Consider the following 25263-nt stretch of genomic DNA (forward strand, 5'->3'; position numbering starts at 1 on the left):
TTTTTTATGTCTGGCGGCGCGGCAATGGCGCAGAACGTCAGGCAAATATCGTCATCAGATAGGCGATAAACAGCGCCAGATGCGCAGCGCCATTCAGTACGTTAGTGCGTCCGGTTGAGAACGAGATCTGGCACAGCAGCAGCGACGCTACCATAACAATCATCTCTGGTGCACCCAGCGCAAAATGCAGGTCATTGCCGGTCATAAAGGCAATCAACGTCACCACCGGTACGGTAAGTGAAATCGTCGCCAGCACCGAGCCGAAGAACAGGTTCATGGCGCGCTGGACCTGGTTATTCAGCACCGCTTTCAGGGCACCTAACCCTTCCGGCGAGAGAATCAGGAGTGCCACCAGGAAGCCGGTAAAGGCCACAGGCGCGTTCAGCTCTGTCAGCAGGGTTTCCAGCGGGTTGGCATTCATCTTGGTGACGGCGATAACCGCAATAAGATGTACGATCAGCCAAACCGTGTGCCACAGGCTGCTGTGCGCTGACGGCTTACCGTGATGCGGGTCATCGTCGTCGCCGTCGTCTTCGTGCTCATACACGAACAGGCTCTGGTGCGTTTTGGTCTGAATCAGCAGGAACACGCCGTACATCGCGGCGGAAATCAGGGCTACCAGCAGTGCCTGGCCGGTGGTGAAATTCGCACCCGGCAGCGCCATCGGGAAGACCAGCACAATAACCGCCAGCGGGAAGAGGGCGATCAAATACTGTTTAATGCCAAACAGATTCATATATTGGGTGGCAAATTTCCCCCCGCCCAATAACAGCGAGAAGCCCACCAGGCCGCCGGTTACAATCATAATGATCGAATAGAGTGTATCGCGCATCAGCGTCGGGGCGGCGTCGCCCGTCGCCATCAGTGCGGAAATCAGGCTGACTTCGAGAATAACGACGGAAAGACTTAAAATCAGAGATCCATAGGGTTCACCCAGGCGGTGAGCCAGAACATCGGCGTGGCGTACGACGCTAAATGCGCTGGATAAAATACCAATAAGAGCAAGAATGTTAATTCCAACGACCACTGGCAGTGACTGACTACTTCCCCAGAAGAGCAGCACAGCCAGTGCCACAAGCGGGAAAATAAGCGACGTCTCCTTGTGGCGGGTCTTAACCGCCTCATGCGTTGTTGTCATGTGATACTCCGTCAATGCAGGTGTTTGTAATTATAGAATGAAATTGCAGGCCATTAAACTAACAGAAAACCGTTAATTACCAGTGATGTTTTACTTAATTTTACGTCACAGTAGCGATTTTTCTCAAAATGCCCGTAAAAACGTTTTTAATCTAAATACAGTCTAAATAACAGTGTATTAAGTTAATTAATTTCACACAATTGTCATTTTAACTGGCAGGGAAAACAGCCATCGACCACACTTATCTTTTGCAAAAAGAGGTGAATCATGCCCTACAAATCGAAAAGCGACCTGCCCGACAGCGTTCAGCATGTACTGCCTTCCCACGCACAGGATATTTATAAAGAGGCGTTTAACAGCGCCTGGGATCAATATAAGGATAAAGAGGACCGTCGCGACGATGCGAGCCGCGAAGAGACTGCCCATCGTGTCGCGTGGGCGGCGGTAAAACATGATTATGAAAAAGGAGAAGATGATAAATGGCATAAAAAGAAATAGTCGCCTTATGATTAGCCGCCTCTGTTTTGACTTTTCCGGCTGTTGAACTTTCGTTGTATTGCAACTGGCCTGTGAATTGCTTATCGTTTATTGACTGCTGTCAAAATGAGCAGAAAACGAAATGCCGGGAAGGCGCAACAAGATGTCGCAAGGAAGCATGCAGTGGCGGAGGTGGAAAGTGTTAACGCGTGATTTCTTAATGAAGGCAGATTGTAAGACGGCATTTGGTGCTATTGAGGAATCGCTTCTCTGGTCGGCTGAACAACGTGCAGCGTCGCTCGCGGCGACGATTGCCTGTCGCCCGGATGAAGGCCCGGTATGGATATTTGGTTATGGTTCGCTGATGTGGAATCCCGCGCTGGAGTATGTGGAATCCGCAACGGGCACACTCCCCGGATGGCATCGCGCATTTTGTCTGCGCCTGACCGCCGGACGTGGCAGCGCCTGCCAGCCTGGCCGAATGCTTGCACTAAAAGAGGGCGGGCGCACCACCGGTGTGGCCTATCGTCTGCCAGACGACACCCTCGAAGAGGAGCTGGCGCTGCTGTGGAAGCGCGAAATGATCACCGGCTGCTACATGCCGAGCTGGTGCAAGCTTGAACTCGACGACGGTCGCACCGTCAACGCGCTGGTGTTTATCATGGACCCGCGCCATCCGTTGTACGAATCCGACACCCGAACGCAGGTTATCGCGCCGCTTATCGCCGCCGCCAGTGGGCCGCTGGGTACCAACGCCCAGTACCTGTTCTCCCTCGATCAGGAATTGACGCGTTTAGGGATGCAGGATGACTGCCTGAATGAGCTGGTCGCTAAAGTGAAAGCATTAATTGAGGGGGATCCCCGCGAAGCGTCATTGCGTCCGGGTTTTGCCTGAAAAGAGACGCCCGGCTTGCCGGGCGTAAATGTTATGCCGCGACGTAGCTGACGGAGTGCTCCAGCGACTGACTGTGGCTGTCGATCAGTACATCCCAGGTGCCGGTATAGGGCACCGTTAACCACGCATTGTCTTTATTCTGCACGCTTAAAATATCCGCCTGCGACGACTTCTGCGCTTTAGCGCTCATCAAATGAATATGACAGCGCTCTGAGCAGCGCACCACCACCGTATCCCCGCCAAACAGCTTCAAACTTGTTTTTACCAGTGCCATCTCTTTACCCCATAGTCCGGAAACAACGCTCTCCCTGCGGTTAATCCTGAGCGTGATGTTGTTCACAATTCACTCATTGCATAACACCAAAGGGGAAGGGAGGGGATGCTGATTTTGATCAAAAAATGGCATAACGTTTAAACAAAAATGACAAAATGCCTGAAAGGGTTCAGCTGGCGCGTATTTGAACAGGCCAATACGCGCCGGAAGAAAATTATATGCGGAAATGTCCCGCCGTTTCAGCAAGGTCGCCCGCCTGGCTTTGCAGGGCGCTCGCCGCGGCGGCGGATTCCACCACCAGCTCAGCGTTCTGCTGCACCATTCTGTCGAGATGGGTCACGGCGTGGTTAATCTCATGAATGCCTTTCATCTGCTCGCTGGTGGCGATGGTGATTTCACGCATAATCCCCGATACGCTGCCGATGGTGGAGCGGATCTCGTCCATGCTCTCTCCGGCCAAATGCACGTAGCGGGAGCCGGTTGCTACGCTGTGGGCGGTTGAGTCGATCAGCGTTTTGATCTCTTTGGCCGCCTGCGCGCTACGGCTTGCCAGGCTGCGTACTTCTCCGGCCACCACCGCAAATCCGCGACCCTGTTCGCCCGCACGGGCCGCTTCTACGGCGGCGTTCAGCGCCAGGATGTTGGTCTGGAAGGCGATCCCGTCAATGACGCTGGTGATATCGCCGATTTTGGCCGACGCCACTTCGATAGACTGCATGGTCGTGATGGCCTGAGACACCACTTCGCCACCGCGAGAAGCCGCAGCCGACGCTTTGCTCGCCTGATCGTTGGCTTCTGCCGCGGATTCGGTGGACTGGGTGACGGAGGCGGTAATCTGCTCCACGGCGCTGGCGGTTTCACGCAGGCTGGAGGCCGCCTGCTCGGTACGTCCCGAGAGATCCTGGTTGCCCGCCGCGATTTCGCGTGCGGCGTTTTTGACCGAGGAGCTGGCGTCGCGCAGCTGCACCATTACTGTCGACAGCTTATCGCTGAAGGCGTTAAAGGCCTGGGCGATTTCCGCCACTTCGTCCTGGCCGTTATCCGGCAGGCGCTGAGACAGATCGTTTGTTCCGTTGGCGATGGCGTGCATCGCATCGCGGATATTCGACAGGCGCTTGAGCAGGCGGGCAATAATAAAATGAACAATCGCACCGCTCAGCAGCACCAGAATCACCAGTGACAGCCCCGAGGCTTTCAGCAGAGAGCGCATTCCGGAGGTGGCATCGTTACTGTCGAGGGCGACGACTAACAGCCAGTGAGTCCCCGCCACCGGCGTAGCGATAAAGGTTTTCTCCGCGCCGCCCAGGGTACCGTCGAGTTCCGTGCCTTTTTTCAGCGCGTTAATATCGACGCCGTTGATGGCTTCATTGAAGGGTTTGAGTGTCAGAGCCGGATCGCTGGCGGCAATCACCGTACCGTCGCTGTCAATCAGCAGGCCGCTGCTGGCAGGCGTCGGGTGAATACCGCGCACGTTAGCCACCACGCTGTCCATCGCCACATCCCCGGCGACCACCGCTTTCAGTTCGCCGTTTTCTTTCACCGGCACGGCAAAGGTCACCACCAGTTTACCGGTTCCTGCATCCACGTAGGGCGCAGTAACGACAGGGGCATCGGCGCTGACGACCTGCTGATACCACGGGCGTACGGTGGGATCGTAATCCGCCGGGACGCCTGCGGGGTCAGAGAATTTTGCCGTTTTGCTGGCATAGCCGACGTAGACGTTGGTGAAGCCACCGGCCTGTGCCAGTTGCTTAAACACCGGGACCGGATCGTCGCTCAGCGCCACGGATTGCGCGGAGGCGATCACCGTCAGCTTGCTATTAACCCAATCGGCAATGGCGAGATTATGGCTGGCACTGGTGCTGGCCAGAATATCGCGCTGCGACTGCTGGTTATCCTGCCGCGTGACCTCGAAGTTAATAATGGTATTCAGAAGAAGGGCGACAACCAGACAACCTGTTGTCGCGGCGATGATACGGGCACGGATTGATCTTAACATTCACTGTGTACCTGCTGAGTTGACTTAAGTAGCCTATCGGCAACCCAGCCGGTAACTTGATGGTGCAACCGCGTCCATAAGTAAAAAATATGTTTACGTGTTTATTATTAAAAAGTTAATACTTTATCGGCGGACAGGGTCCACTGCGCGAGTTCCACCAGGGTGCCAATCTCAACGCCGTCAATCAGCGGCAGGGCGGTGATCCCACGCCCGTCGGTGCAGGTCTTACACAGCTTCACGGGCACATTCTGGGCGGTGAGGATCTCAAGCATCTGCTGAATGTTATAGCCCTCTGCCGGTTTTTGCCCTTTCAGCCCGGCGGTGACGGCATCGGACATCAGAAAAAGACGCAGCTCCAGTTCGCTCTCCTGATCGCGCAGGGCGATGGCGAGACGCAGGCTGTTGAACAGGGATTCACTGCCGTAGGCCGCGCCGTTGGCGACGATCACAATTTTCTGCATGGTAACTCCTCAGTGTAATAAGGCACGGATAGGGCTCAGTCCACGGGATAACATTGACCCCGCACAGTAAGCATGACGAATTTCAATGGCGGGCCACCCGGTGCCATCGAAGGGGGAACAGCATCAGCGGTCTTGCGCATATGCTACCGCGCGAGCGCGGTGGGTTAAACATCTGGCTGTGCGCGCCGGGAAAACGGTACGCGGTGGAGTGTAAAGCCAGCCTCTCGGGATATTCCTGAAATTGCCCTTAAGGCTGCAAAAATGTCCGGAACGCGTTAAGGTTAGCACTGTATTAACTTGCGATCTGGATCACAGTTACGACATTCATGATGGCTTCACCACACATTCGCGCGCTGCTGTTACTCCTCCTTATTCCGGTCGGAGCCGTTTCGGCTGCCTCCCGTTCATTTGAAGATCAGGCGAAAAACCCCTTTGATAATAACGGTGATGGCCTGCCGGATCTCGGGTTGGCTCAACCCTCCGGTGAGAGTGAAAAACATCTGGCGGAGATGGCGAAAGCCTTCGGTGAAGCAAGCATGACCGACAACGGCCTGACCACCGGTGAGCAGGCGCGCCAGTTTGCATTCGGTCAGGTGCGCGACGTGGTCAGCGGAGAAGTGAATCAGCAGATCGAGTCCTGGCTGTCGCCCTGGGGTAATGCCAGCGTCGATCTGCTGGTGGATGACGACGGCAAATTTACCGGCAGCAGCGGCAGGTGGTTTATTCCCTGGCAGGACAACAACCGCTATCTGAGCTGGAGCCAGCTCGGGCTGACGCAGCAAACCGACGGGCTGGTAAGTAACGCGGGCATCGGCCAGCGCTGGGTCGCGGGGAAATGGCTGCTGGGCTACAACACCTTTTACGATAACTTGCTGGATGAGAATTTACAGCGCGCCGGGCTGGGTGCCGAAGCCTGGGGCGAAAACCTGCGCTTATCGGCAAACTACTACCAGCCGTTCGCCAGCTGGCGCGACAGCTCCGACGTACAAGAGCAGCGGATGGCGCGGGGCTATGACGTGACAGCTAAAGCCTGGCTGCCGTATTTTCATCATTTCAATACCAGCGTCAGCTTCGAACAATATTTCGGTGATAACGTCGATCTGTTTCGCAGCGGCACCGGGTATCACAACCCGATGGCGGTAAACCTCGGGCTGGATTACACGCCTGTGCCACTTCTGACGTTTTCGGCGGCGCACAAGCAGGGCGAGAGCGGTGTCAGCCAGAATAATCTTGGCATGAAACTCAATTATCGTTTTGGCGTTCCGCTAAAAAAACAGCTCTCGTCGGATGAAGTGGCGGCTACGCGGTCCCTGCGCGGAAGTCGCTACGATTCGCCGGATCGGTCCAGCCTGCCGGTGATGGAGTTCCGCCAGCGCAAGACGCTGTCGGTCTATCTGGCGACGCCGCCGTGGGATTTGCATCCGGGTGAAACCGTGAATCTGAAACTGCAAATCCGCAGTACCCATGGGGTGCGTCGTCTTCACTGGCAGGGCGATACGCAGGCGTTAAGTCTGACTTCGCCACCGAATGCGAGCAGCAGCGATGGCTGGAGTGTGATACTTCCGGCGTGGGATGACCGCGAAGGCGCGACGAACCGCTGGCGGCTGTCGGTGGTGGTCGAGGATGAAGACGGGCAGCGTGTCTCTTCCAATGAGATCACGCTCTCTCTGTCGCCACCGCTGCTGGCAGTGCCGGATGACGATCCGAGATGGAAACTGCTGCCGGACGAATAAAACTAGAAAATACGCTCCTGATGAACCCAGACGGCCGCTTCAACGCGCGACTTGAGCTTCATCTTCTTGAGCATATGTTTAACGTGCACTTTGACCGTGCTTTCCGTGATATCCAGACGGCGGGCGATCATTTTGTTCGGCAGGCCCTGAGCAATCAGCTTCAGGATGTCGCGCTCGCGCGGAGTCAGCTGGCTCACATCGCGGTCGGACGTCGCGCGGTTGGCGCGCAGGCTGGCGGCGAGCACCGGCGTTAAGGCTTCACTCAGTACCATTTCACCTGCGGCGGCCTGTTGCAGGGCTTTCAGCAGATCTTCCGGCTCCATATCTTTGAGCAGATAGCCATCTGCGCCGCGTTTTAGCGCGGTGACGACATCTTCTTCATGATTGGAAACGCTGAACACCACGATGCGCCCGGAGAGGGATTTTTCGCGCAGTTTATCCAGGGTTTCCAGGCCGTTCATGCCCGGCATATTGAGATCGAGCAGGATCAAATCAGGATCGAGTGACTCGGCAAGTTCAATACCCTGTTCGCCGTTGCTGGCTTCGCCCACGACAGTAATATCTGCTGCCATGCTGACAAGTTGTTTTACGCCGGTGCGCAGCATCGGATGATCGTCGATCAACAGGATGGTTGCCGGTTCCTGATTAGTCATGGTTTTCTCCTTCGGAAGTGATTAGAGGCGTTTCGGGAATAAAGGTCACTACGACTTCAGTGCCGCCAGACTCTCCCCGGCGAACCTGGCAATCCCCGCGCAGGCTTTGCGCGCGGTCTCGCATAATAATTAACCCATAGTGGTTGGTGCGTTCAGCGTTTTCCGGCACGCCGCGGCCGTTATCCAGAACCGTCAGTTTCACCTGATTATCATGGTGCGCAACGGTCACCGTCACTGCCGTCGCGTCGGCGTGCTTGAGCGCATTGCTCAGGGCTTCGCGGGCGATTTGCAGCAGATGAATGGCCTGATGGGAAGGGACAAAACGCGGCGGCAGCTGGTAGTCCAGCTTCACCGGGAAGCCCAGCCGGGCGCTAAATTCCTGACAGCTCGACTCCAACGCCGGGCGTAAACCCGGCTCGTTGAGCTGTAAACGGAAGGTGGTCAGCAGTTCGCGCAGCTGCACCCAGGAGGTGTTCAGCTCGTTGCGAATCTGACTCAATAATTCTTTGCTGGTGGGTGGCAGGGCGTCGTCCTGCATTTGCAGGCAGCTGACCTGCATTTTGATACAGGAGAGCGACTGGGCTATCGAGTCATGCAGCTCGCGGGCAATGGTCGCGCGCTCCTCCATGACGATCAGCTGCTGCTGCTTTTCCTGATGGCGATCCAGCGCCAGTGTCGCCGTGAGCTGCTCGACCAGCGTATCGACCAACTGCTGCTGATCGTGGCTCAAATGGCGGCCGGTCGGCAGCGTGGCCAGCAAAATGCCGTACTGAGTGTGGTTGTCCGCGAGACGCCATTTCAGGGTTGTGCCACTGCTGGCGGGCGTTGGTAACCCGCGCGGGCACAGGTGGCACCCTTTGTCATCGCAGGTCATATCCGACTGGCAGGTGAATTCCTGATGGTTCTCTTCGTCTTCAACGTCATAGACCCGAAGTTCGATGTCATGCAGCAGGGTCAGATTTTGCAGGCCGTTAAGCACCGGGGAGAGGCGCTCGCAGAGCGGAACCTGAGAGTGAAGACGCCGATTCGCCTGCCACAAGAATGAGAGGATTTCGTTTTTTTGCTCCAGCCCGGCGGTTTTTTCCTGTACGCGTTTTTCCAGCACCGCGTAGCTTTCGGCCAGCTCGCCGGACATATCATTCAGCGCCTGACCGAGCATCGCCATTTCGTTGCGTCCGCTGATGTGCGCGCGCTGGGTGAAATCACGCTGAGTGACGGCGCGGGCCACGGCCAGCAGTTGCTTCCAGGGATAGAGCAGGCGAGCGCGCAGCCAGACGATGGTAAACACCAGCAGCAGCGCCATAAAAACAGCCATCACGCCGTGGACTGTGACCACGCGCTCAATGCGCATTTCGGTAGAGGAGTCGAAAGAGGAGACCAGCGTGTCGATGCGCGTCACAAAACTCGCCACATCACCGGCCACCGTATCAGGGCTGTGCGCTTGCTGCAGTCCGGGTTTGAGCTGACTGTGCCAGTACCCCTGCAGCGCGTTAAGCTGTTTTGTCTGTCCATCGCGACGGGCGGCGATTTCCAGTTCCGGGCTAAATGCGGTACGCTCCATCTCATCCAGCAGGGGCTTGTCTTCGGCCGTCAGCGGCACCGCCGCCAGCAGGCGATAACTCTGCATACGCAGGGAGCCTGCCTCGTTAATGGCATGCGCGCTACCCTGAACGCCCTGTACCAGCCAGCCAGAGATCGCCATGCCGGTCACACCAATAGCCGTGGACAGCAACACGATAAGGGCCAGCTGATTAACCAGCGTCAGCGGAGAGAAGAGTCGTTTTAACATGGGCTTGCCGGGCTCCTGATTTTGCCTGCCTCCAGGAATGGCGCTATTTTCATGCATACCCTGGAGTATACCCATACCAACAAAGGATTACTCCTAAATTGCCGCAGGGGTAATGGCCTGGGGGAGGGGGGACCGGCAAATCGTCAGCGCCGTTAAAAAACCACACCTTTTTTGCCGAAATCATCTACTCACTAAGAGTCATGGCGTTTTTTTGAGCGTCTGACAGTCAACTTTTCCTTTGATTTATATCAACTTACCGCCTGCTCAAAACCCTAATGTTTGCAGCATCATTCGATAATCAGAGGTGTCTATGAGTCACTCATCCGCCCCGGAAAGGGCATCCGGTGCTGTTATAACAGAATGGCATCCGGAAGATCCGGCGTTCTGGCAACAGCGTGGTCAACGTGTAGCAAGTCGTAATCTGTGGATTTCTGTTCCGTGTTTGTTGTTGGCATTCTGTGTCTGGATGCTGTTCAGTGCTGTGGCGGTGAACCTGCCGAAAGTGGGCTTTAACTTCACGACCGATCAGCTGTTTATGCTGACCGCGTTACCTGCGCTCTCCGGCGCGCTGCTGCGTGTTCCTTACGCGTTCATGGTTCCGCTGTTTGGTGGTCGTCGCTGGACGGCGTTCAGCACCGGTATCATGATCATCCCTTGCGTATGGCTGGGTTTTGCGGTGCAGGATACGTCTACTCCGTTCAGCGTGTTTGTCATCATCGCGTTGCTGTGCGGTTTTGCCGGGGCTAACTTTGCCTCCAGCATGGCAAACATCAGCTTCTTTTTCCCGAAACAAAAGCAGGGCGGCGCGCTGGGTATTAACGGCGGCCTCGGGAATATGGGCGTGAGCGTGATGCAGTTGATCGCGCCGCTGGCAATCTCCATGTCTATCTTTGCTGTCTTCGGCGGCACCGGCGTGGAACAGGCAGACGGTTCTAAACTGTTCCTGGAAAACGCGGCCTGGATTTGGGTGCCTTTCCTGGTGGTCTTCACGCTGGCAGCCTGGTTCTTTATGAACGATCTGTCCGCGTCTAAAGCGTCGCTGAGTGAGCAGCTGCCGGTTCTGAAACGCGCCCATCTGTGGATCATGGCGCTGCTGTATCTGGCGACCTTTGGCTCCTTTATCGGCTTCTCCGCAGGTTTTGCGATGCTGTCGAAAACCCAATTCCCTGACGTGCAGATCCTGCATTTTGCCTTCTTCGGTCCGTTTATCGGCGCTCTGGCACGCTCTACCGGCGGGATGATTTCCGACCGTCTGGGCGGGACTCGCGTTACGCTGGTGAATTTTGTCCTGATGGCGATTTTCTGTGCGTTGCTGTTCCTGACGCTGCCAACCAACGGCCAGGGCGGTAACTTTATCGCGTTCTTCGCGGTGTTCATGGGGCTGTTCCTGACGGCCGGTCTGGGGAGTGCTTCGACCTTCCAGATGATCTCCGTGATCTTCCGTAAGCTGACCATGGATCGTGTGAAAGCGCAGGGCGGTACTGAAGAGCGCGCGATGCGTGAAGCCGCAACCGACACCGCAGCCGCACTGGGCTTTATCTCAGCGATTGGCGCGATCGGTGGCTTCTTTATCCCGAAATCATTCGGCATCTCTCTGGAGCTGACCGGCTCCCCGGCGGGTGCGATGAAAGTCTTCCTTATTTTCTATGTCGCCTGCGTGGTGATCACGTGGCTGGTATACGGCCGGAATACTAAGAAAAATAAGTAAGTTTGATTATCCGTTTACGCGGCCTCAGTGCCGCGTTTTTTTTATCCTACATTTAGTTACAACATACTTGTTGGGTGTAGAAACGGGAGCCGGGGTAACACTGTGATCGCCATCGCCTTGCAGCGGCATCTACCCCTTAATACCTAAGATGTTAAAAAAAGCGGGGCCATAAGAAGGATAAATATAAATTATCTATAAATAACAGATAGTTAAAAAATTAATTTTTCTACCGCTTTGGTGGTATTCGCCCTAATACCCTGCGTTATAGAGCCCGCTCGCCTTGATCGTTATCAATTCCCGCCATCTTTCATAGCGTTACCTTCGCTGCAAATCAGCAATGTCGATTTAGAGAGCCACAGGCTCCACACAGGAGATACCCGATGAGCAAATTTTTGGACCGGTTTCGCTACTTCAAGCAGAAGGGCGAGACCTTTGCCGATGGGCACGGTCAGGTTCTGGAAACCAACCGGGACTGGGAAGATGGTTACCGTCAACGTTGGCAGCACGATAAAGTCGTTCGTTCTACACACGGTGTAAACTGCACCGGTTCCTGCAGCTGGAAGATCTTCGTTAAGAACGGTCTGGTCACCTGGGAAATGCAGCAGACCGACTATCCGCGTACACGCCCGGATATGCCCAACCATGAACCGCGCGGCTGCCCGCGTGGTGCGAGCTACTCCTGGTATCTGTACAGCGCTAACCGTCTGAAATACCCGCTGATGCGTAAACGCCTGATGAAGATGTGGCGTGAAGCGAAAGTGCAGCACAGCGATCCGGTTGATGCCTGGGCCTCCATTATTGAAGACGCTGATAAAGCGAAAAGCTTTAAACAGGCGCGTGGACGCGGCGGTTTTGTTCGTTCCTCCTGGCAGGAAGTGAACGAGCTGATTGCGGCCTCCAACGTCTACACCGTCAAAACCTACGGCCCGGACCGCGTGGCAGGCTTCTCGCCAATTCCGGCGATGTCGATGGTCTCTTACGCCTCGGGCGCGCGCTACCTGTCTCTCATCGGCGGGACCTGCCTGAGTTTCTACGACTGGTACTGTGACTTACCGCCAGCCTCTCCGCAGACCTGGGGCGAACAGACGGACGTTCCTGAATCCGCTGACTGGTACAACTCCAGCTATATCATCGCCTGGGGCTCTAACGTGCCGCAGACCCGTACTCCGGACGCCCACTTCTTCACTGAAGTACGTTACAAAGGCACCAAAACCGTTGCCGTAACGCCGGACTACGCCGAAATCGCTAAACTGTGCGATCTGTGGCTGGCGCCGAAACAGGGTACCGATGCCGCGATGGCGCTGGCGATGGGGCACGTCATGCTGCGTGAATTCCACCTCGACAAACCAAGCCAGTATTTCACCGACTACGTGCGTCGCTACACTGACATGCCAATGCTGGTGATGCTTGAAGAGCGCGACGGCTACTACGCAGCGGGTCGTATGCTGCGTGCGGCGGATCTGGTGGATGCGCTGGGCCAGGAAAATAACCCGGAATGGAAAACCGTCGCCTTCAACAATGAAGGGGATATGGTCGCGCCGAACGGCTCCATCGGTTTCCGTTGGGGTGAAAAAGGCAAATGGAACCTCGAGCAACGTAACGCGACCACCGGTGATGAGACTGAACTGCGCCTTAGCATGCTGGGCAGCCAGGACGATATCGCGGAAGTCGGATTCCCGTACTTTGGCGGCGAAGGTTCTGAACACTTCAAGAAAGTGGAGCTGGAAAACATCCTGCTGCACAAACTGCCGGTGAAACGTCTGCAACTGGCTGACGGATCGACCGCATTGGTGACCACTGTTTACGATCTGACGATGGCCAACTACGGTCTGGAACGCGGTCTGAACGACGAAAACTGCGCAACCAGCTACGACGATATCAAAGCGTATACCCCGGCGTGGGCAGAGCAGGTGACGGGCGTGCCACGCGCACAAATCACCCGTATCGCGCGTGAATTCGCCGACAACGCTGACAAAACCCACGGTCGTTCGATGATTATCGTCGGCGCGGGCCTGAACCACTGGTATCACCTCGATATGAACTATCGTGGCCTGATCAATATGCTGGTGTTCTGCGGCTGTATCGGTCAGAGCGGCGGCGGCTGGGCACACTACGTGGGCCAGGAAAAACTGCGTCCGCAGACCGGCTGGCAGCCGCTGGCGTTTGGCCTCGACTGGCAGCGTCCGGCGCGTCACATGAACAGCACCTCCTATTTCTACAACCACTCCAGTCAGTGGCGTTACGAAACCGTGACCGCGCAGGAGCTGCTGTCGCCAATGGCGGATAAATCCCGCTATACCGGACATCTCATCGACTTCAACGTGCGTGCAGAACGCATGGGCTGGCTGCCCTCTGCGCCACAGCTGGGCACTAACCCGCTACGCATCGCAGAAGAAGCGAAAAAAGCCGGCATGTCACCGGTCGATTACACCGTGAAATCCCTGAAAGACGGCTCGCTTCGCTTTGCGGCGGAACAGCCTGAAAACGGCAAAAACCACCCGCGTAACCTGTTTATCTGGCGTTCCAACCTGCTCGGTTCGTCCGGTAAAGGCCACGAATACATGCTGAAGTACCTGCTGGGCACTGACCACGGTATTCAGGGTAAAGATCTGGGCAAACAGGGCGGCGTGAAACCTGAAGAAGTCGAGTGGAAAGACAACGGTCTCGACGGCAAGTTGGATCTGGTGGTGACGCTGGACTTCCGTCTCTCCAGTACCTGTCTCTACTCCGATATCGTGCTGCCGACGGCGACCTGGTACGAAAAAGACGACATGAATACGTCGGATATGCATCCGTTTATTCACCCGCTGTCTGCGGCCGTTGACCCGGCGTGGGATTCCAAAAGCGACTGGGAAATCTACAAAGGCATCGCCAAAAAGTTCTCAGAAGTGTGTGTAGGCCACCTGGGTGTGGAAACCGACGTAGTGACTCTGCCCATCCAGCACGACTCCGCCGCCGAACTGGCGCAGCCGCTGGATGTGAAGGACTGGAAAAAAGGCGAATGCGACCTGATCCCAGGTAAAACAGCGCCGCACATCATTCCGGTGGAGCGTGATTATCCTGCCACCTACGAGCGCTTTACCTCTATCGGCCCATTGATGGAGAAAATCGGTAACGGCGGGAAAGGCATCGCCTGGAACACCCAGAGCGAAATGGATCTGCTGCGTAAGCTCAATTACACCAAAGCAGACGGCCCGGCGAAAGGGCAGCCAATGCTGAACACGGCGATTGATGCGGCAGAGATGATCCTGACCCTCGCACCCGAAACCAACGGCCAGGTGGCGGTAAAAGCCTGGGCTGCACTCAGCGAGTTTACCGGTCGTGACCACACGCATCTGGCGCTGAATAAAGAAGACGAGAAAATCCGCTTCCGCGATATTCAGGCCCAGCCGCGCAAAATTATCTCCAGCCCGACCTGGTCTGGTCTGGAAGATGAGCATGTATCCTATAACGCCGGGTATACCAACGTTCACGAGCTGATCCCGTGGCGTACCCTTACCGGTCGTCAGTCTCTGTATCAGGACCACCAGTGGATGCGTGATTTCGGTGAAAGCCTGCTGGTCTACCGTCCGCCAATCGACACCCGTTCGGTGAAAGAGGTGATGGGCGAGAAATCCAACGGTAACCCTGAAAAAGCGCTGAACTTCCTGACGCCGCACCAGAAGTGGGGGATCCACTCCACCTACAGCGACAACCTGCTGATGCTGACCTTAGGTCGCGGCGGGCCAATCGTCTGGATGAGCGAAGTGGATGCCAAAGATCTGGGCATCATGGATAACGACTGGATTGAAGTGTTCAACAGCAACGGTGCGCTGACGGCACGTGCGGTGGTTAGCCAGCGTGTGCCAGCCGGGATGACCATGATGTACCACGCGCAGGAACGTATCGTGAACCTGCCGGGTTCTGAAATCACCCAGCAGCGCGGCGGTATCCATAACTCGGTGACGCGTATCACGCCAAAACCGACTCACATGATCGGCGGCTATGCGCAACTGGCGTACAGCTTTAACTACTACGGTACGGTCGGCTCTAACCGCGATGAGTTCGTGGTGGTGCGTAAGATGAAGAATATTGACTGGTTAGATGGCGAAGGTAATGACCAGGTACAGGAGAGCGTAAAATGAAAATTCGTTCACAAGTCGGCATGGTGCTGAATCTGGATAAATGCATCGGCTGTCATACCTGCTCAGTCACCTGTAAAAACGTCTGGACCAGCCGCGAAGGCGCGGAATACGCGTGGTTTAACAACGTAGAAACCAAGCCGGGCACCGGTTTCCCGACCGATTGGGAAAACCAGGAAAAATGGAAGGGCGGCTGGATCCGCAAGATCAACGGCAAACTGGTTCCGCGCATGGGTAACAAAGCGCTGCTGCTGGGTAAAATCTTCGCTAACCCGCACCTGCCGGGCATCGACGATTACTACGAGCCGTTTGATTTTGACTACCAGAATCTGCACAACGCGCCAGAAGGGAAACATCAGCCGATTGCCCGTCCGCGTTCACTGATCACCGGCCAGCGTATGGACAAAATCAGTAAAGGTCCGAACTGGGAAGACGATCTGGGCGGCGAATTCGAGAAACTGTCGAAAGATCAGAACTTCGAAAACATGCAGAAGGCGATGTACGGTCAGTTTGAAAACACCTTCATGATGTATCTGCCGCGTCTGTGCGAACACTGCCTCAACCCGGCGTGTGTGGCGACCTGTCCGAGCGGTGCGATCTACAAACGTGAAGAGGACGGCATCGTCCTGATCGACCAGGACAAGTGCCGCGGCTGGCGGATGTGTATCACCGGTTGCCCGTACAAAAAGATCTACTTCAACTGGAAGAGCGGGAAGTCCGAGAAATGCATCTTCTGTTATCCGCGTATCGAAGCGGGTATGCCGACCGTCTGTTCTGAAAGCTGCGTAGGCCGTATTCGTTATCTGGGCGTGCTGCTGTATGACGCGGATGCGATTGAGACCGCCGCAAGCACCGAGAACGAGAAAGATCTCTATCAGCGTCAGCTGGACGTGTTCCTCGATCCTAACGATCCGAAAGTGATCGAGCAGGCGCTGAAAGACGGTATCCCGCAGAGCGTGATTGACGCCGCACAGCAGTCGCCGGTGTACAAAATGGCGATGGACTGGAAGCTGGCCCTGCCGCTGCACCCGGAATATCGCACGCTGCCGATGGTCTGGTACGTGCCGCCGCTGTCACCGATTCAGTCCGCTGCCGATGCGGGTGAGCTGGGCAGCAACGGTATTTTACCGGACGTGGAAAGTCTGCGTATCCCGGTTCAGTACCTGGCGAACCTGCTCACCGCAGGCGATACCCAGCCGGTTCTGCTGGCTCTGAAACGTATGCTGGCGATGCGTCATTTCAAACGTGCGGAAGCGGTCGAGGGTGTGATCGATACCCGCGCGCTGGAAGAGGTGGGTTTAAGCGAAGCCCAGGCGCAGGAGATGTACCGCTATCTGGCGATTGCGAACTACGAAGATCGTTTCGTGGTGCCGAGCAGCCACCGTGAACTGGCGCGTGAAGCCTTCCCGGAGAAGAGCGGTTGTGGCTTTACCTTTGGCGACGGTTGCCACGGTTCAGACAGCAAATTCAACCTGTTTAACAGCCGTCGCATTGATGCGATGGATGTGACCAGCAAAACGGAGCCGCACCAATGATTGAACTCGTCATTGTTTCGCGTCTGCTCGAGTACCCTGATGCTGCCCTGTGGCAGCATCAGCAGGAACTCTTTGATGCACTCGCGTCATCAGAAAATCTGGATAAAGAAGATGCACAGGCGCTGGGTATTTTCCTGCGCGATTTACTCACTCAGGATCAGCTGGATGCGCAGTCTGACTACAGCCAGCTATTCGACCGTGGCCGTGCGACTTCGCTGCTGCTGTTCGAACACGTTCACGGTGAATCCCGCGATCGTGGCCAGGCGATGGTTGACCTGATGGCGCAGTACGAAGCTCAGGGCTTGCAGTTAGACAGCCGCGAACTGCCGGATCATCTCCCGCTGTACCTGGAATATCTGGCTCAGCTGCCGCGTGAAGAGGCACTGGGCGGTTTGCAGGACATCGCGCCGATTCTGGCGTTGTTAAGTGCTCGCCTGAAGCAGCGTGAAAGTCGTTATGCGGTGCTGTTCGATCTGCTGGTGAAACTGGCGAATACCGCCATCGACAGCGATAAAGTGGCGGAGAAAATCGCCGATGAAGCGCGCGATGATACCCCGCAGGCGCTGGATGCGGTCTGGGAAGAAGAGCAGGTGAAATTCCTTGCTGACCAGAACTGTGGCGAGTCAGAAATCTCGGCTCACCAGCGTCGTTTTGCCGGAGCTGTCGCCCCGCAATATTTGAATATCTCTAACGGAGGACAGCAATAATGCACTTCCTGAATATGTTCTTCTTCGATATCTATCCTTACATTGCGGGCACCGTGTTCCTGGTGGGCAGCTGGCTGCGCTACGACTACGGCCAGTACACCTGGCGTGCAGGCTCCAGCCAGATGCTGGATCGCAAAGGGATGAACCTGGCGTCTAACCTGTTCCACATCGGGATTCTGGGTGTGATTGCAGGCCATGCCTTCGGGATGCTGACACCGCACTGGATGTATGAAGCCTGGCTGCCGCTGGATGTGAAACAGAAAATGGCGATGTTTGGCGGCGGTGCTGCGGGCCTGATGTGTCTGGTGGGCGGTTTGCTGCTCCTCAAACGCCGTCTGTTCAGCCCTCGCATCCGTGCGACCACGACAGCTGCTGATATTCTGGTGATGGCGGTGCTGGTGATTCAGTGCGCCCTGGGTCTGGCGACGATTCCTTTCTCTGCCCAGCATATGGACGGCAGCGAAATGATGAAACTGGTTGGCTGGGCGCAGTCTGTGGTGACCTTCCACGGCGGGGCGTCCGCGCATTTGGATGGCGTGGCATTTATCTTCCGCATGCATCTGGTGCTGGGTATGACGCTGTTCGTGCTGTTCCCGTTCTCGCGCCTGGTGCATATCTGGAGCGTGCCGGTCGAGTATCTGACGCGTAGATATCAGATCGTTCGTGCACGTCGCTAAGCGGCGCATGCTGAATGAACAAAACCCTGCTTCGGCGGGGTTTTTTTTATAGAAACGAATCTTCACGAGAGAAAAACTGATGCGCAAAACCAAGTAAATATATACAAGAGGAAGAAAGGTGGACGGAAATAGGAAATATTGCGCGAACAAAAAAGTTTGGATTTAATCTTCGGAATGGTGGCGGGGGAAGGATGACTCAGCGCGTTGCGCTTCGCCCTTCGGGTCGTTGCCTGCGGCAACGCTTTCTCGCTACGCTCGAATCGAACCTTAGTCGAAGCTTCTCATCCTTCCCCAATGGGAATATGGAATATTGTGCGAACAAAAAAGTTTGGATTTAATCTTCGGAATGGTGGCGGGGGAAGGATTCGAACCTTCGAAGTCGATGACGGCAGATTTACAGTCTGCTCCCTTTGGCCGCTCGGGAACCCCGCCAGGGGTATGATGCTTGAGCGTTGAGATGGTGGTGGGGGAAGGATTCGAACCTTCGAAGTCGATGACGGCAGATTTACAGTCTGCTCCCTTTGGCCGCTCGGGAACCCCACCACGGGGTAATGCTTTTACTGGCCTGCTTCCTGCTGGAAGCGGGGCGCATCATATCAAATGACGCGCCTCTGTAAAGCATTCCTTTGATGAAAACGATTCGTTTGTCTGCTTTTTGCCCGTAAAGGCGCAAAGCTAATCAATTCATTTCACAAAGGATTAAAGAATAATCGTTCTGTTGCCATAAACGAAGACGCGTTGGGCGAGCACCTGATACAGCGCGCGGCTTAACACGTTCTTCTCGACGTCGCGTCCGGCACGCATCATGTCTTCCGCCGTGTAGGTGTGATCGACGTGAATCACGTCCTGCATGATGATCGGGCCTTCATCCAGGTTGTCGTTTACATAGTGGGCGGTTGCACCGATGATCTTCACACCACGCTCGTAGGCCTGGTGATAAGGACGCGCACCAATAAACGCCGGCAGGAACGAGTGGTGAATGTTGATGATCTTATTCGGGAAGCGGGAAACGAATGACGGCGTCAACACGCGCATGTACTTCGCCAGCACCACGTAGTCCGGGTTGTGCGCTTCGATGGCCTGAGCCATCAGATCGTCGTGCTCTTCGCGGGTGTGGCCTTCATGGCTCACCAGCTCGAACGGAATATCAAAACGCTCAACCAGAGTGCGCAGGGTATCGTGGTTGCCAATTACTGCGGCAATTTCGACGTCCAGACCACCGTAATTGGCTTTCATCAACAGATCGCCCAGGCAGTGGGCCTCTTTGGTAACCAGAATCACCACGCGACGACGCCCGGCAGGGGTCAGTTCACGGATGGAGTTTTCCGGTAACGCGCCATCGAGATCGGCGAGCAGGGTGGTGTCGTTGAAGATCCCTTCCAGTTCGGTGCGCATAAAGAAGCGGCCGGTGCGGTGATCCACAAATTCGTTGTTCTGCACGATGTTCAGTTCATGCTTGTAACAAATGTTGGTGATACGGGCGATCAAACCCTTCTGGTCCGGGCAAATGGTACGCAGTATTTTGCGTTGTAATGATTGCATCGCGAGGAAATCCTGTTGAGTGTTTGCTTGTTATTTGTGGTCAGGCGTTATTGCCCGCAACACTTTTTAAATTTTTTACCTGAACCGCAGGGGCAGGGGTCGTTACGACCAAACTGCGGACGAGTACCATCAATATAGTACCACTGTCCGCCCTCCAGTATGAACCGGGAGCGTTCGATGATGGCGCCAGGCTTATTGTGCTCGATAAATCGGGCAACAAAGCTGACAAAACCTTCATTGGGCGTGCTGCCGGGGGCGGTTTCATACTGCGTCAGGCCGAGCCATTGCGTATTGGCAAATCCGGCTTCAATTTCCTGGCGGAAGTCAGCGGCGTGGCACGAGGGGTGCCAGGTTTTAATCAGGTAGTCTGCGTCTTTGATCACAAAAGCAGCATACCGGGAGCGCATTAGGTGTGATGGATCGGGTGCAACCAGGTTGCCAGAAAGATATCGCTGGCAACATAGGCTATACTCGAGGGCGCTACCACAGGGGCAGAGTTGAGACACAATTCTCTTCCTGGAATAAAAAAGTCACGGCGTTTAAACGCCCAGGTGGCACTATGTTAACTGAGCAGTAGCGATGACGCTACGTTAGGAATCCAGGGGAAGTCAAACAGGGCTAATGAGAAAGGTAAAAATTGGTCTGGCGCTGGGATCAGGTGCAGCCCGGGGCTGGTCGCACATTGGCGTGATTAACGCGCTAAAACGACTGGGTGTCGATGTTGATCTTGTAGCAGGGTGTTCAATTGGTTCGCTGGTGGGTGCCGCCTACGCGTGCGGTAAAATGCCGGAACTTGAAACGTGGGTGCGTTCCTTTAGCTACTGGGACGTACTGCGCCTGATGGATCTTTCATGGCAACGCGGCGGCCTGCTGCGCGGTGAGCGCGTGTTTAACCAGTTCCGCCAAATCATGCCATTAGATGACTTCAACCATTGCCAGATGCCATTTGGTGCCGTGGCAACCAATCTCAGCACGGGCAGGGAAATCTGGTTCACCGAGGGTGATATCCACCTTGCCGTCCGTGCGTCTTGCAGTATTCCTGGCCTGATGGCACCGGTTCCTCATAATGGCTACTGGCTGGTAGATGGCGGCGTAGTGAATCCCATACCGATCTCGCTGACCCGTGCAATGGGCGCTGATATTGTTATCGCCGTCGATTTGCAGCATGACGCCCACCTGATGCAACAAGATTTAATGCCGGTGAATCTCCAGAACGACGAAACGGAAAACGAAAAGCTGGCCTGGCATAAGCGCCTGCGTGAGCGTTTAGGGCGTGCAACGACGCGCCGGATGGTCTCCGCGCCGACGGCAATGGAGATCATGACCACTTCTATTCAGGTACTGGAGAATCGCCTGAAGCGAAATCGAATGGCGGGTGATCCTCCGGATATTCTGATTCAGCCATTCTGTCCGCAAATATCAACACTCGACTTCCATCGGGCAGATGCGGCGATCGCCGCCGGAGCACTGGCTGTTGAGAAAAAAATGGACGAACTGTTACCTTTGGTGCGAGCGACAGCTTAGCCCTTTTTTGAAGACTTCAGCAAAATCTGACAGGCGGTAGTACCAATAGCATGCCACTATTGATTTATCGTCTGCCAGAGGAGAGACCATGACACAGCCATTGGCAGGAAAACAGATTCTGATAGTCGAAGACGAGCCCGTTTTCCGTTCGCTGATGGATTCGTGGTTAAGTTCGCTGGGCGCAACGACCATCCTGGCCGTTGATGGGGTGGATGCGCTGGAAAAAATGGCGTCAGCCAAGCCCGATCTGATGATTTGTGATATCGCGATGCCGCGCATGAATGGGCTTAAACTGGTGGAGCATCTGCGCAATGAAGGTGACCAGACGCCTATCCTTGTGATCTCCGCGACCGAGAATATGGCCGATATCGCCAAAGCGCTGCGTCTCGGCGTGCAGGATGTGCTCCTGAAGCCGGTTAAAGATTTGAACCGTCTGCGGGAAACAGTTTTCGCCTGCCTCTATCCGAATATGTTTAATTCCCGCGTCGAGGAAGAAGAGCGCCTTTTCCAGGACTGGGACGCGCTGGTCAGTAATCCCCATGCTGCTGCTAAGCTTTTACAAGAACTTCAGCCACCAGTTCAGCAGAATATATCGCATTGCAGAATTAACTATCGACAACTTGTTGCCGCAGATCAGCATGGACTGGTGCTTGATATTGCACCATTATCGGATGTTGACCTGGCATTTTATTGCCTCGATGTGACGAGAGCGGGTGATAACGGGGTATTAGCGGCATTATTATTGCGGGCATTATTTAACGGTTTGTTACAAGAACAGCTCTCCCATCAGGGGCAACGACTTCCTGAATTAGGGGCATTGCTGAAACAGGTGAACCATCTTTTCCGTCAGGCCAATTTGCCGGGACAGTTTCCGCTGTTAGTCGGTTATTACCATAGCGAATTAAAAAATCTCATTCTGGTCTCTGCGGGTCTAAACGCCACGCTGAATACCGGTGAGCATCATATTCAGGTCAGCAATGGTGTTCCTTTAGGTACGCTGGGTACGACTTATCTTAATCAAATAAGTCACCGCTGCGCGTCCTGGCAGTGTCAAATTTGGGGAGCAGGTGGGCGTTTACGCTTAATGTTGTCCACGGAATAAGCAGTTGAATTTTATTCGTCAGATAGCTTTACCTTCGTTTTAACGGCAGTGCTACTATCACTGCCAGTTTGATACGTATTTATCCTAATTGATGGGTAACGTGCCCTTTTCAGACCCGGTTTACTGAACGAGACTGATATACTTGTCGCGTTATTCAATGCATAAAGTTCAAAACTTGAACAGTTCAGGAGATTTCAATGGCTGCCCTAAATTCGAAAGTTACAAAGGCCGTTATCCCGGTAGCGGGATTGGGAACCAGGATGCTACCGGCCACAAAGGCAATTCCGAAAGAAATGCTGCCTTTGGTCGATAAGCCATTAATCCAGTATGTCGTCAATGAATGTATTGCTGCCGGTATTACAGAAATTGTGCTGGTGACCCATTCGTCCAAAAACTCTATCGAAAACCATTTCGATACCAGTTTTGAACTTGAAGCCATGCTGGAAAAACGCGTTAAACGTCAGCTGCTGGAAGAAGTTCAGTCAATCTGCCCACCTCACGTGACCATCATGCAGGTGCGTCAGGGGCTGGCTAAGGGCCTGGGACACGCGGTGCTGTGCGCACATCCGGTTGTCGGTGATGAGCCGGTCGCGGTTATTCTGCCAGACGTGATTCTTGATGAGTTCGAATCAGACCTCTCTCAGGACAACCTCGCTGATATGATTCGTCGCTTTGACGAAACCGGCAGCAGCCAGATCATGGTTGAACCTGTTGAAGACGTGACTGCGTATGGCGTTGTGGACTGCAAAGGCGTTGATCTGAAGCCAGGTGAGAGCGTGCCAATGGTCGGTGTGGTTGAGAAGCCGAAAGCCGATGTGGCGCCGTCTAACCTCGCGGTTGTTGGTCGCTATGTGCTGAGTGCAGAGATCTGGCCACTGCTGGCGAAAACCCCTCCGGGCGCTGGCGACGAAATCCAGCTGACCGATGGCATTGATATGCTGATCGAAAAAGAGACCGTTGAAGCCTACCACATGAAAGGCAAGAGCCATGACTGCGGTAATAAACTCGGTTATATGCAGGCTTTCGTTGAATATGGTATTCGCCATAACTCACTGGGCGAAGAATTTAAAGCCTGGCTGAAAGAGACCATGGGTATTAAAAACTAATCTGCCCCCTGTGATGGTCGAAACCGGTGTGAGTCTTACTCCACCGGTTTTTTTATGCCTGATACCGGCACCGAGGGTATGTAAGGAAGTTGGCACTAATAGATGTGGCTATATGACGGGGTGTAAGAAGATATCTCGGCGGTAAATTACAGGCATAAAAAATCCCGTATAAACGGGATTTTTCTGAAGGCGGGGTGATTAATCCTTGATCAGGAAATCGTCCAGTTGTTTGCCTTGCTCATCCATGGCTTTCTTGATTACTGCTGGGGTACGGCCCTGGCCAGTCCAGGTTTTAGTTTCGCCGTTCTCGTCAACGTAGCTATATTTAGCCGGGCGAGCAGCGCGTTTAGCTTTAGTACCGGTCTTAGCAGCAGCCATGCTGTTCAGTAATTCGTTTGGATCGATACCATCTGCAATCAGCATTTCGCGATATTGCTGCAGTTTACGAGTGCGTTCTTCGATTTCAGCAGCAGCAGCGCTTTCTTCTTCACGACGTTCGTTTACAACAACTTCTAATTTTTCCAGCATTTCTTCCAGCGTTTCGAGGGTGCATTCTCTTGCCTGCGCACGAAGAGTACGGATGTTGTTCAGAATTTTAAGTGCTTCGCTCATTGTAGTAATCTCAAACTTATATTGGGTTGGTTTGTTGTCCTAATAATAGAGTGATAATTTCAGATGTGCAATAGGTGGGAATGTAAGGAATTCAAAAAAGAGTTAATATCCGGCGCTATTATTAATGACGCTAACTTAAATTTCATTACGCCAAAGACGGATTTGATATCCCTGCTAATGGGATAAACTGATGGCCAGAGTGTTTAGTTTTGTGACAAATCTCTAACCGCTTATAGTTACCCCGGATAAATATCAACCTTTTGTATTACTCCCATAATGCCGTTTAACCGCACCGATAGTTAATAAATACTGAATTTTAAAGCCGGCTGATTCCACTATAAAAATCAGGATTTGCTTAAGTGGAAATGTCAGGGTTTATGACGTCCAGGTGTGATTACTGCCTGTTTTAACATGCTATTTTCTCATTTCGTCCGGAACCTGACTTTACTTCTCAGGCTGAGTCTGTGCGTAGCGTCGCTGAGAAAGGGGGAAAAATAGGGTACAATCAACCATCGGGAATATTACACATTGATTAGGGTTTAACGACCAATGGCACAACTTTATTTTTACTATTCCGCAATGAATGCAGGGAAGTCCACGGCGCTCCTACAGTCGGCTTATAACTATCAAGAAAGGGGTATGCGTGCGATCGTCTACACCGCCGAGATTGACGATCGCTTTGGTGCCGGAAAGGTGAGCTCGCGTATCGGCCTGTCGTCGCCTGCAACGCTGTTTAATAAAGAGACTGACCTGCTAAAAGATATCGGCACAGAACACGCGCAGAAGCCGGTACATTGCGTTCTGGTGGACGAGAGCCAGTTCCTGACCCGCGAGCAAGTCCATGCGTTATCTGAAGTGGTCGATCAGCTGGATATTCCCGTGCTTTGCTATGGTTTACGCACCGATTTCCGTGGAGAGCTGTTTATTGGCAGCCAGTATTTACTGGCGTGGTCAGATAAGCTGGTGGAACTGAAAACTATCTGTTTCTGTGGCCGTAAAGCCAGTATGGTGCTTCGTCTTGATCAGGAAGGGAAACCGTACGCAGAAGGGGAGCAGGTGGTGATTGGTGGCAACGAGCGTTATATCTCGGTATGCCGCAAGCATTATAAAGAAGCGCTGGTTGTCGGCTCACTAACGGCAATTCAGGAAAATTCTCGCCGATAACAGCTTATTCCCCTTTGTTTGTAGAGTAATCAACAGACATAAAAAA

General features: G+C 54.3%; 21 protein-coding genes, 2 tRNA genes and 1 other RNA gene. 12 read left to right on the forward strand and 12 right to left on the reverse strand.

What is annotated here, in order from left to right:
* Positions 1-37: 37 nt before the first annotated feature.
* Positions 38-1138, reverse strand: coding sequence for a sodium-potassium/proton antiporter ChaA (gene chaA / locus ETG88_RS10775; RefSeq protein WP_100779916.1), 1101 nt, complete (start codon positions 1136-1138; stop codon positions 38-40).
* A gap of 267 nt (positions 1139-1405) precedes the next feature.
* On the opposite strand from chaA, the gene chaB reads away from it, so the two are divergent.
* Together chaB and ETG88_RS10785 are read left to right on the forward strand one after the other, a co-directional pair.
* Complete coding sequence (gene chaB / locus ETG88_RS10780) at positions 1406-1636, forward strand: putative cation transport regulator ChaB (protein WP_129035388.1); 231 nt, start codon at positions 1406-1408, stop codon at positions 1634-1636.
* 178 nt (positions 1637-1814) lie between these two features.
* A complete protein-coding gene (locus ETG88_RS10785; protein ID WP_100779918.1) occupies positions 1815-2510 on the forward strand; it encodes a gamma-glutamylcyclotransferase in 696 nt (231 codons plus the stop codon).
* 31 nt (positions 2511-2541) lie between these two features.
* Here ETG88_RS10785 and ETG88_RS10790 read toward each other — a convergent pair whose 3' ends face one another.
* The 3 genes from ETG88_RS10790 to ETG88_RS10800 all read right to left on the reverse strand — a co-directional run bounded on the left by ETG88_RS10790 (position 2542) and on the right by ETG88_RS10800 (position 5244).
* Entirely contained in the window at positions 2542-2784 is a 243-nt protein-coding gene (locus ETG88_RS10790; RefSeq protein WP_100779919.1) for a DUF1883 domain-containing protein, read from the reverse strand.
* A gap of 214 nt (positions 2785-2998) precedes the next feature.
* Positions 2999-4783 (reverse strand): methyl-accepting chemotaxis protein, encoded by a 1785-nt coding sequence (locus ETG88_RS10795; RefSeq protein ID WP_102103895.1) that lies wholly within the window; start codon positions 4781-4783, stop codon positions 2999-3001.
* Between the two features lie 107 nt (positions 4784-4890).
* Positions 4891-5244: a DsrE/DsrF/TusD sulfur relay family protein gene (locus ETG88_RS10800; protein ID WP_100779921.1), complete on the reverse strand. Its 354-nt coding sequence runs from the start codon at positions 5242-5244 to the stop codon at positions 4891-4893.
* 326 nt (positions 5245-5570) lie between these two features.
* Between ETG88_RS10800 and ETG88_RS10805 the strand changes: the two genes are divergently transcribed.
* A complete protein-coding gene (locus ETG88_RS10805) occupies positions 5571-6977 on the forward strand; it encodes a YchO/YchP family invasin (RefSeq protein ID WP_129035389.1) in 1407 nt (468 codons plus the stop codon).
* Positions 6978-6979: 2 nt separating this feature from the next.
* Here ETG88_RS10805 and narL read toward each other — a convergent pair whose 3' ends face one another.
* Positions 6980-7630, reverse strand: a complete 651-nt coding sequence (narL, locus tag ETG88_RS10810; RefSeq protein WP_100779923.1) for a two-component system response regulator NarL — start codon at positions 7628-7630, stop codon at positions 6980-6982.
* Positions 7623-9419 (reverse strand): nitrate/nitrite two-component system sensor histidine kinase NarX, encoded by a 1797-nt coding sequence (gene narX, locus ETG88_RS10815; protein WP_129035390.1) that lies wholly within the window; start codon positions 9417-9419, stop codon positions 7623-7625. The genes narL and narX overlap by 8 nt, the downstream gene beginning before the upstream one ends.
* A 310-nt stretch (positions 9420-9729) precedes the next feature.
* Between narX and ETG88_RS10820 the strand changes: the two genes are divergently transcribed.
* From ETG88_RS10820 to narI, 5 genes are all read left to right on the forward strand, one after another.
* Positions 9730-11127 (forward strand): NarK family nitrate/nitrite MFS transporter, encoded by a 1398-nt coding sequence (locus ETG88_RS10820; protein WP_129035391.1) that lies wholly within the window; start codon positions 9730-9732, stop codon positions 11125-11127.
* Positions 11128-11507: 380 nt separating this feature from the next.
* Positions 11508-15251 (forward strand): nitrate reductase subunit alpha, encoded by a 3744-nt coding sequence (locus ETG88_RS10825; RefSeq protein ID WP_129035392.1) that lies wholly within the window; start codon positions 11508-11510, stop codon positions 15249-15251.
* Entirely contained in the window at positions 15248-16783 is a 1536-nt protein-coding gene (gene narH, locus ETG88_RS10830; RefSeq protein WP_129035393.1) for a nitrate reductase subunit beta, read from the forward strand. The genes ETG88_RS10825 and narH overlap by 4 nt, the downstream gene beginning before the upstream one ends.
* Positions 16780-17490 (forward strand): nitrate reductase molybdenum cofactor assembly chaperone, encoded by a 711-nt coding sequence (gene narJ / locus ETG88_RS10835; RefSeq protein ID WP_129035394.1) that lies wholly within the window; start codon positions 16780-16782, stop codon positions 17488-17490. Before narH ends, narJ begins: the two co-directional genes overlap by 4 nt.
* Positions 17490-18167 carry a respiratory nitrate reductase subunit gamma gene (narI, locus tag ETG88_RS10840; RefSeq protein WP_123427704.1) on the forward strand — a complete coding sequence of 226 codons (678 nt, stop codon included), beginning with the start codon at positions 17490-17492 and terminating at the stop codon, positions 18165-18167. The genes narJ and narI overlap by 1 nt, the downstream gene beginning before the upstream one ends.
* A 175-nt stretch (positions 18168-18342) precedes the next feature.
* Here narI and ETG88_RS10845 read toward each other — a convergent pair.
* From ETG88_RS10845 to ETG88_RS10865, 5 genes are all read right to left on the reverse strand, one after another.
* Positions 18343-18473, reverse strand: a non-coding RNA gene (locus ETG88_RS10845) — RtT sRNA.
* A 41-nt stretch (positions 18474-18514) separates the two neighbouring features.
* Positions 18515-18599 (reverse strand) — tRNA-Tyr (locus ETG88_RS10850).
* A 26-nt stretch (positions 18600-18625) separates the two neighbouring features.
* Positions 18626-18710, reverse strand: a tRNA-Tyr gene (locus tag ETG88_RS10855).
* A gap of 156 nt (positions 18711-18866) precedes the next feature.
* A complete protein-coding gene (purU, locus tag ETG88_RS10860; RefSeq protein WP_100779930.1) occupies positions 18867-19709 on the reverse strand; it encodes a formyltetrahydrofolate deformylase in 843 nt (280 codons plus the stop codon).
* Between the two features lie 47 nt (positions 19710-19756).
* Entirely contained in the window at positions 19757-20215 is a 459-nt protein-coding gene (locus ETG88_RS10865) for a YchJ family protein (protein ID WP_100779931.1), read from the reverse strand.
* A 115-nt stretch (positions 20216-20330) separates the two neighbouring features.
* On the opposite strand from ETG88_RS10865, the gene rssA reads away from it, so the two are divergent.
* The 3 genes from rssA to galU all read left to right on the forward strand — a co-directional run bounded on the left by rssA (position 20331) and on the right by galU (position 23441).
* Positions 20331-21233, forward strand: coding sequence for a patatin-like phospholipase RssA (rssA, locus tag ETG88_RS10870; protein ID WP_100779932.1), 903 nt, complete (start codon positions 20331-20333; stop codon positions 21231-21233).
* 88 nt (positions 21234-21321) lie between these two features.
* The gene (gene rssB / locus ETG88_RS10875; RefSeq protein WP_102103885.1) at positions 21322-22335 is read left to right on the forward strand and encodes a two-component system response regulator RssB; all 1014 of its coding nucleotides are present in this window, start codon (positions 21322-21324) and stop codon (positions 22333-22335) included.
* 197 nt (positions 22336-22532) lie between these two features.
* Positions 22533-23441 carry a UTP--glucose-1-phosphate uridylyltransferase GalU gene (gene galU / locus ETG88_RS10880; protein ID WP_100779934.1) on the forward strand — a complete coding sequence of 303 codons (909 nt, stop codon included), beginning with the start codon at positions 22533-22535 and terminating at the stop codon, positions 23439-23441.
* 198 nt (positions 23442-23639) lie between these two features.
* On the opposite strand, the gene hns is transcribed toward galU, so the two are convergent.
* A complete protein-coding gene (gene hns, locus ETG88_RS10885) occupies positions 23640-24053 on the reverse strand; it encodes a histone-like nucleoid-structuring protein H-NS (protein ID WP_008502781.1) in 414 nt (137 codons plus the stop codon).
* A 549-nt stretch (positions 24054-24602) separates the two neighbouring features.
* Here hns and tdk point away from each other — a divergent pair.
* Complete coding sequence (gene tdk, locus ETG88_RS10890; protein WP_100779935.1) at positions 24603-25217, forward strand: thymidine kinase; 615 nt, start codon at positions 24603-24605, stop codon at positions 25215-25217.
* Positions 25218-25263: the final 46 nt, after the last annotated feature.

Origin of the sequence: Lelliottia nimipressuralis (assembly GCF_004115925.1) — a bacterium.
GTDB classification, from domain to species: Bacteria; Pseudomonadota; Gammaproteobacteria; order Enterobacterales; family Enterobacteriaceae; genus Enterobacter; species Enterobacter nimipressuralis.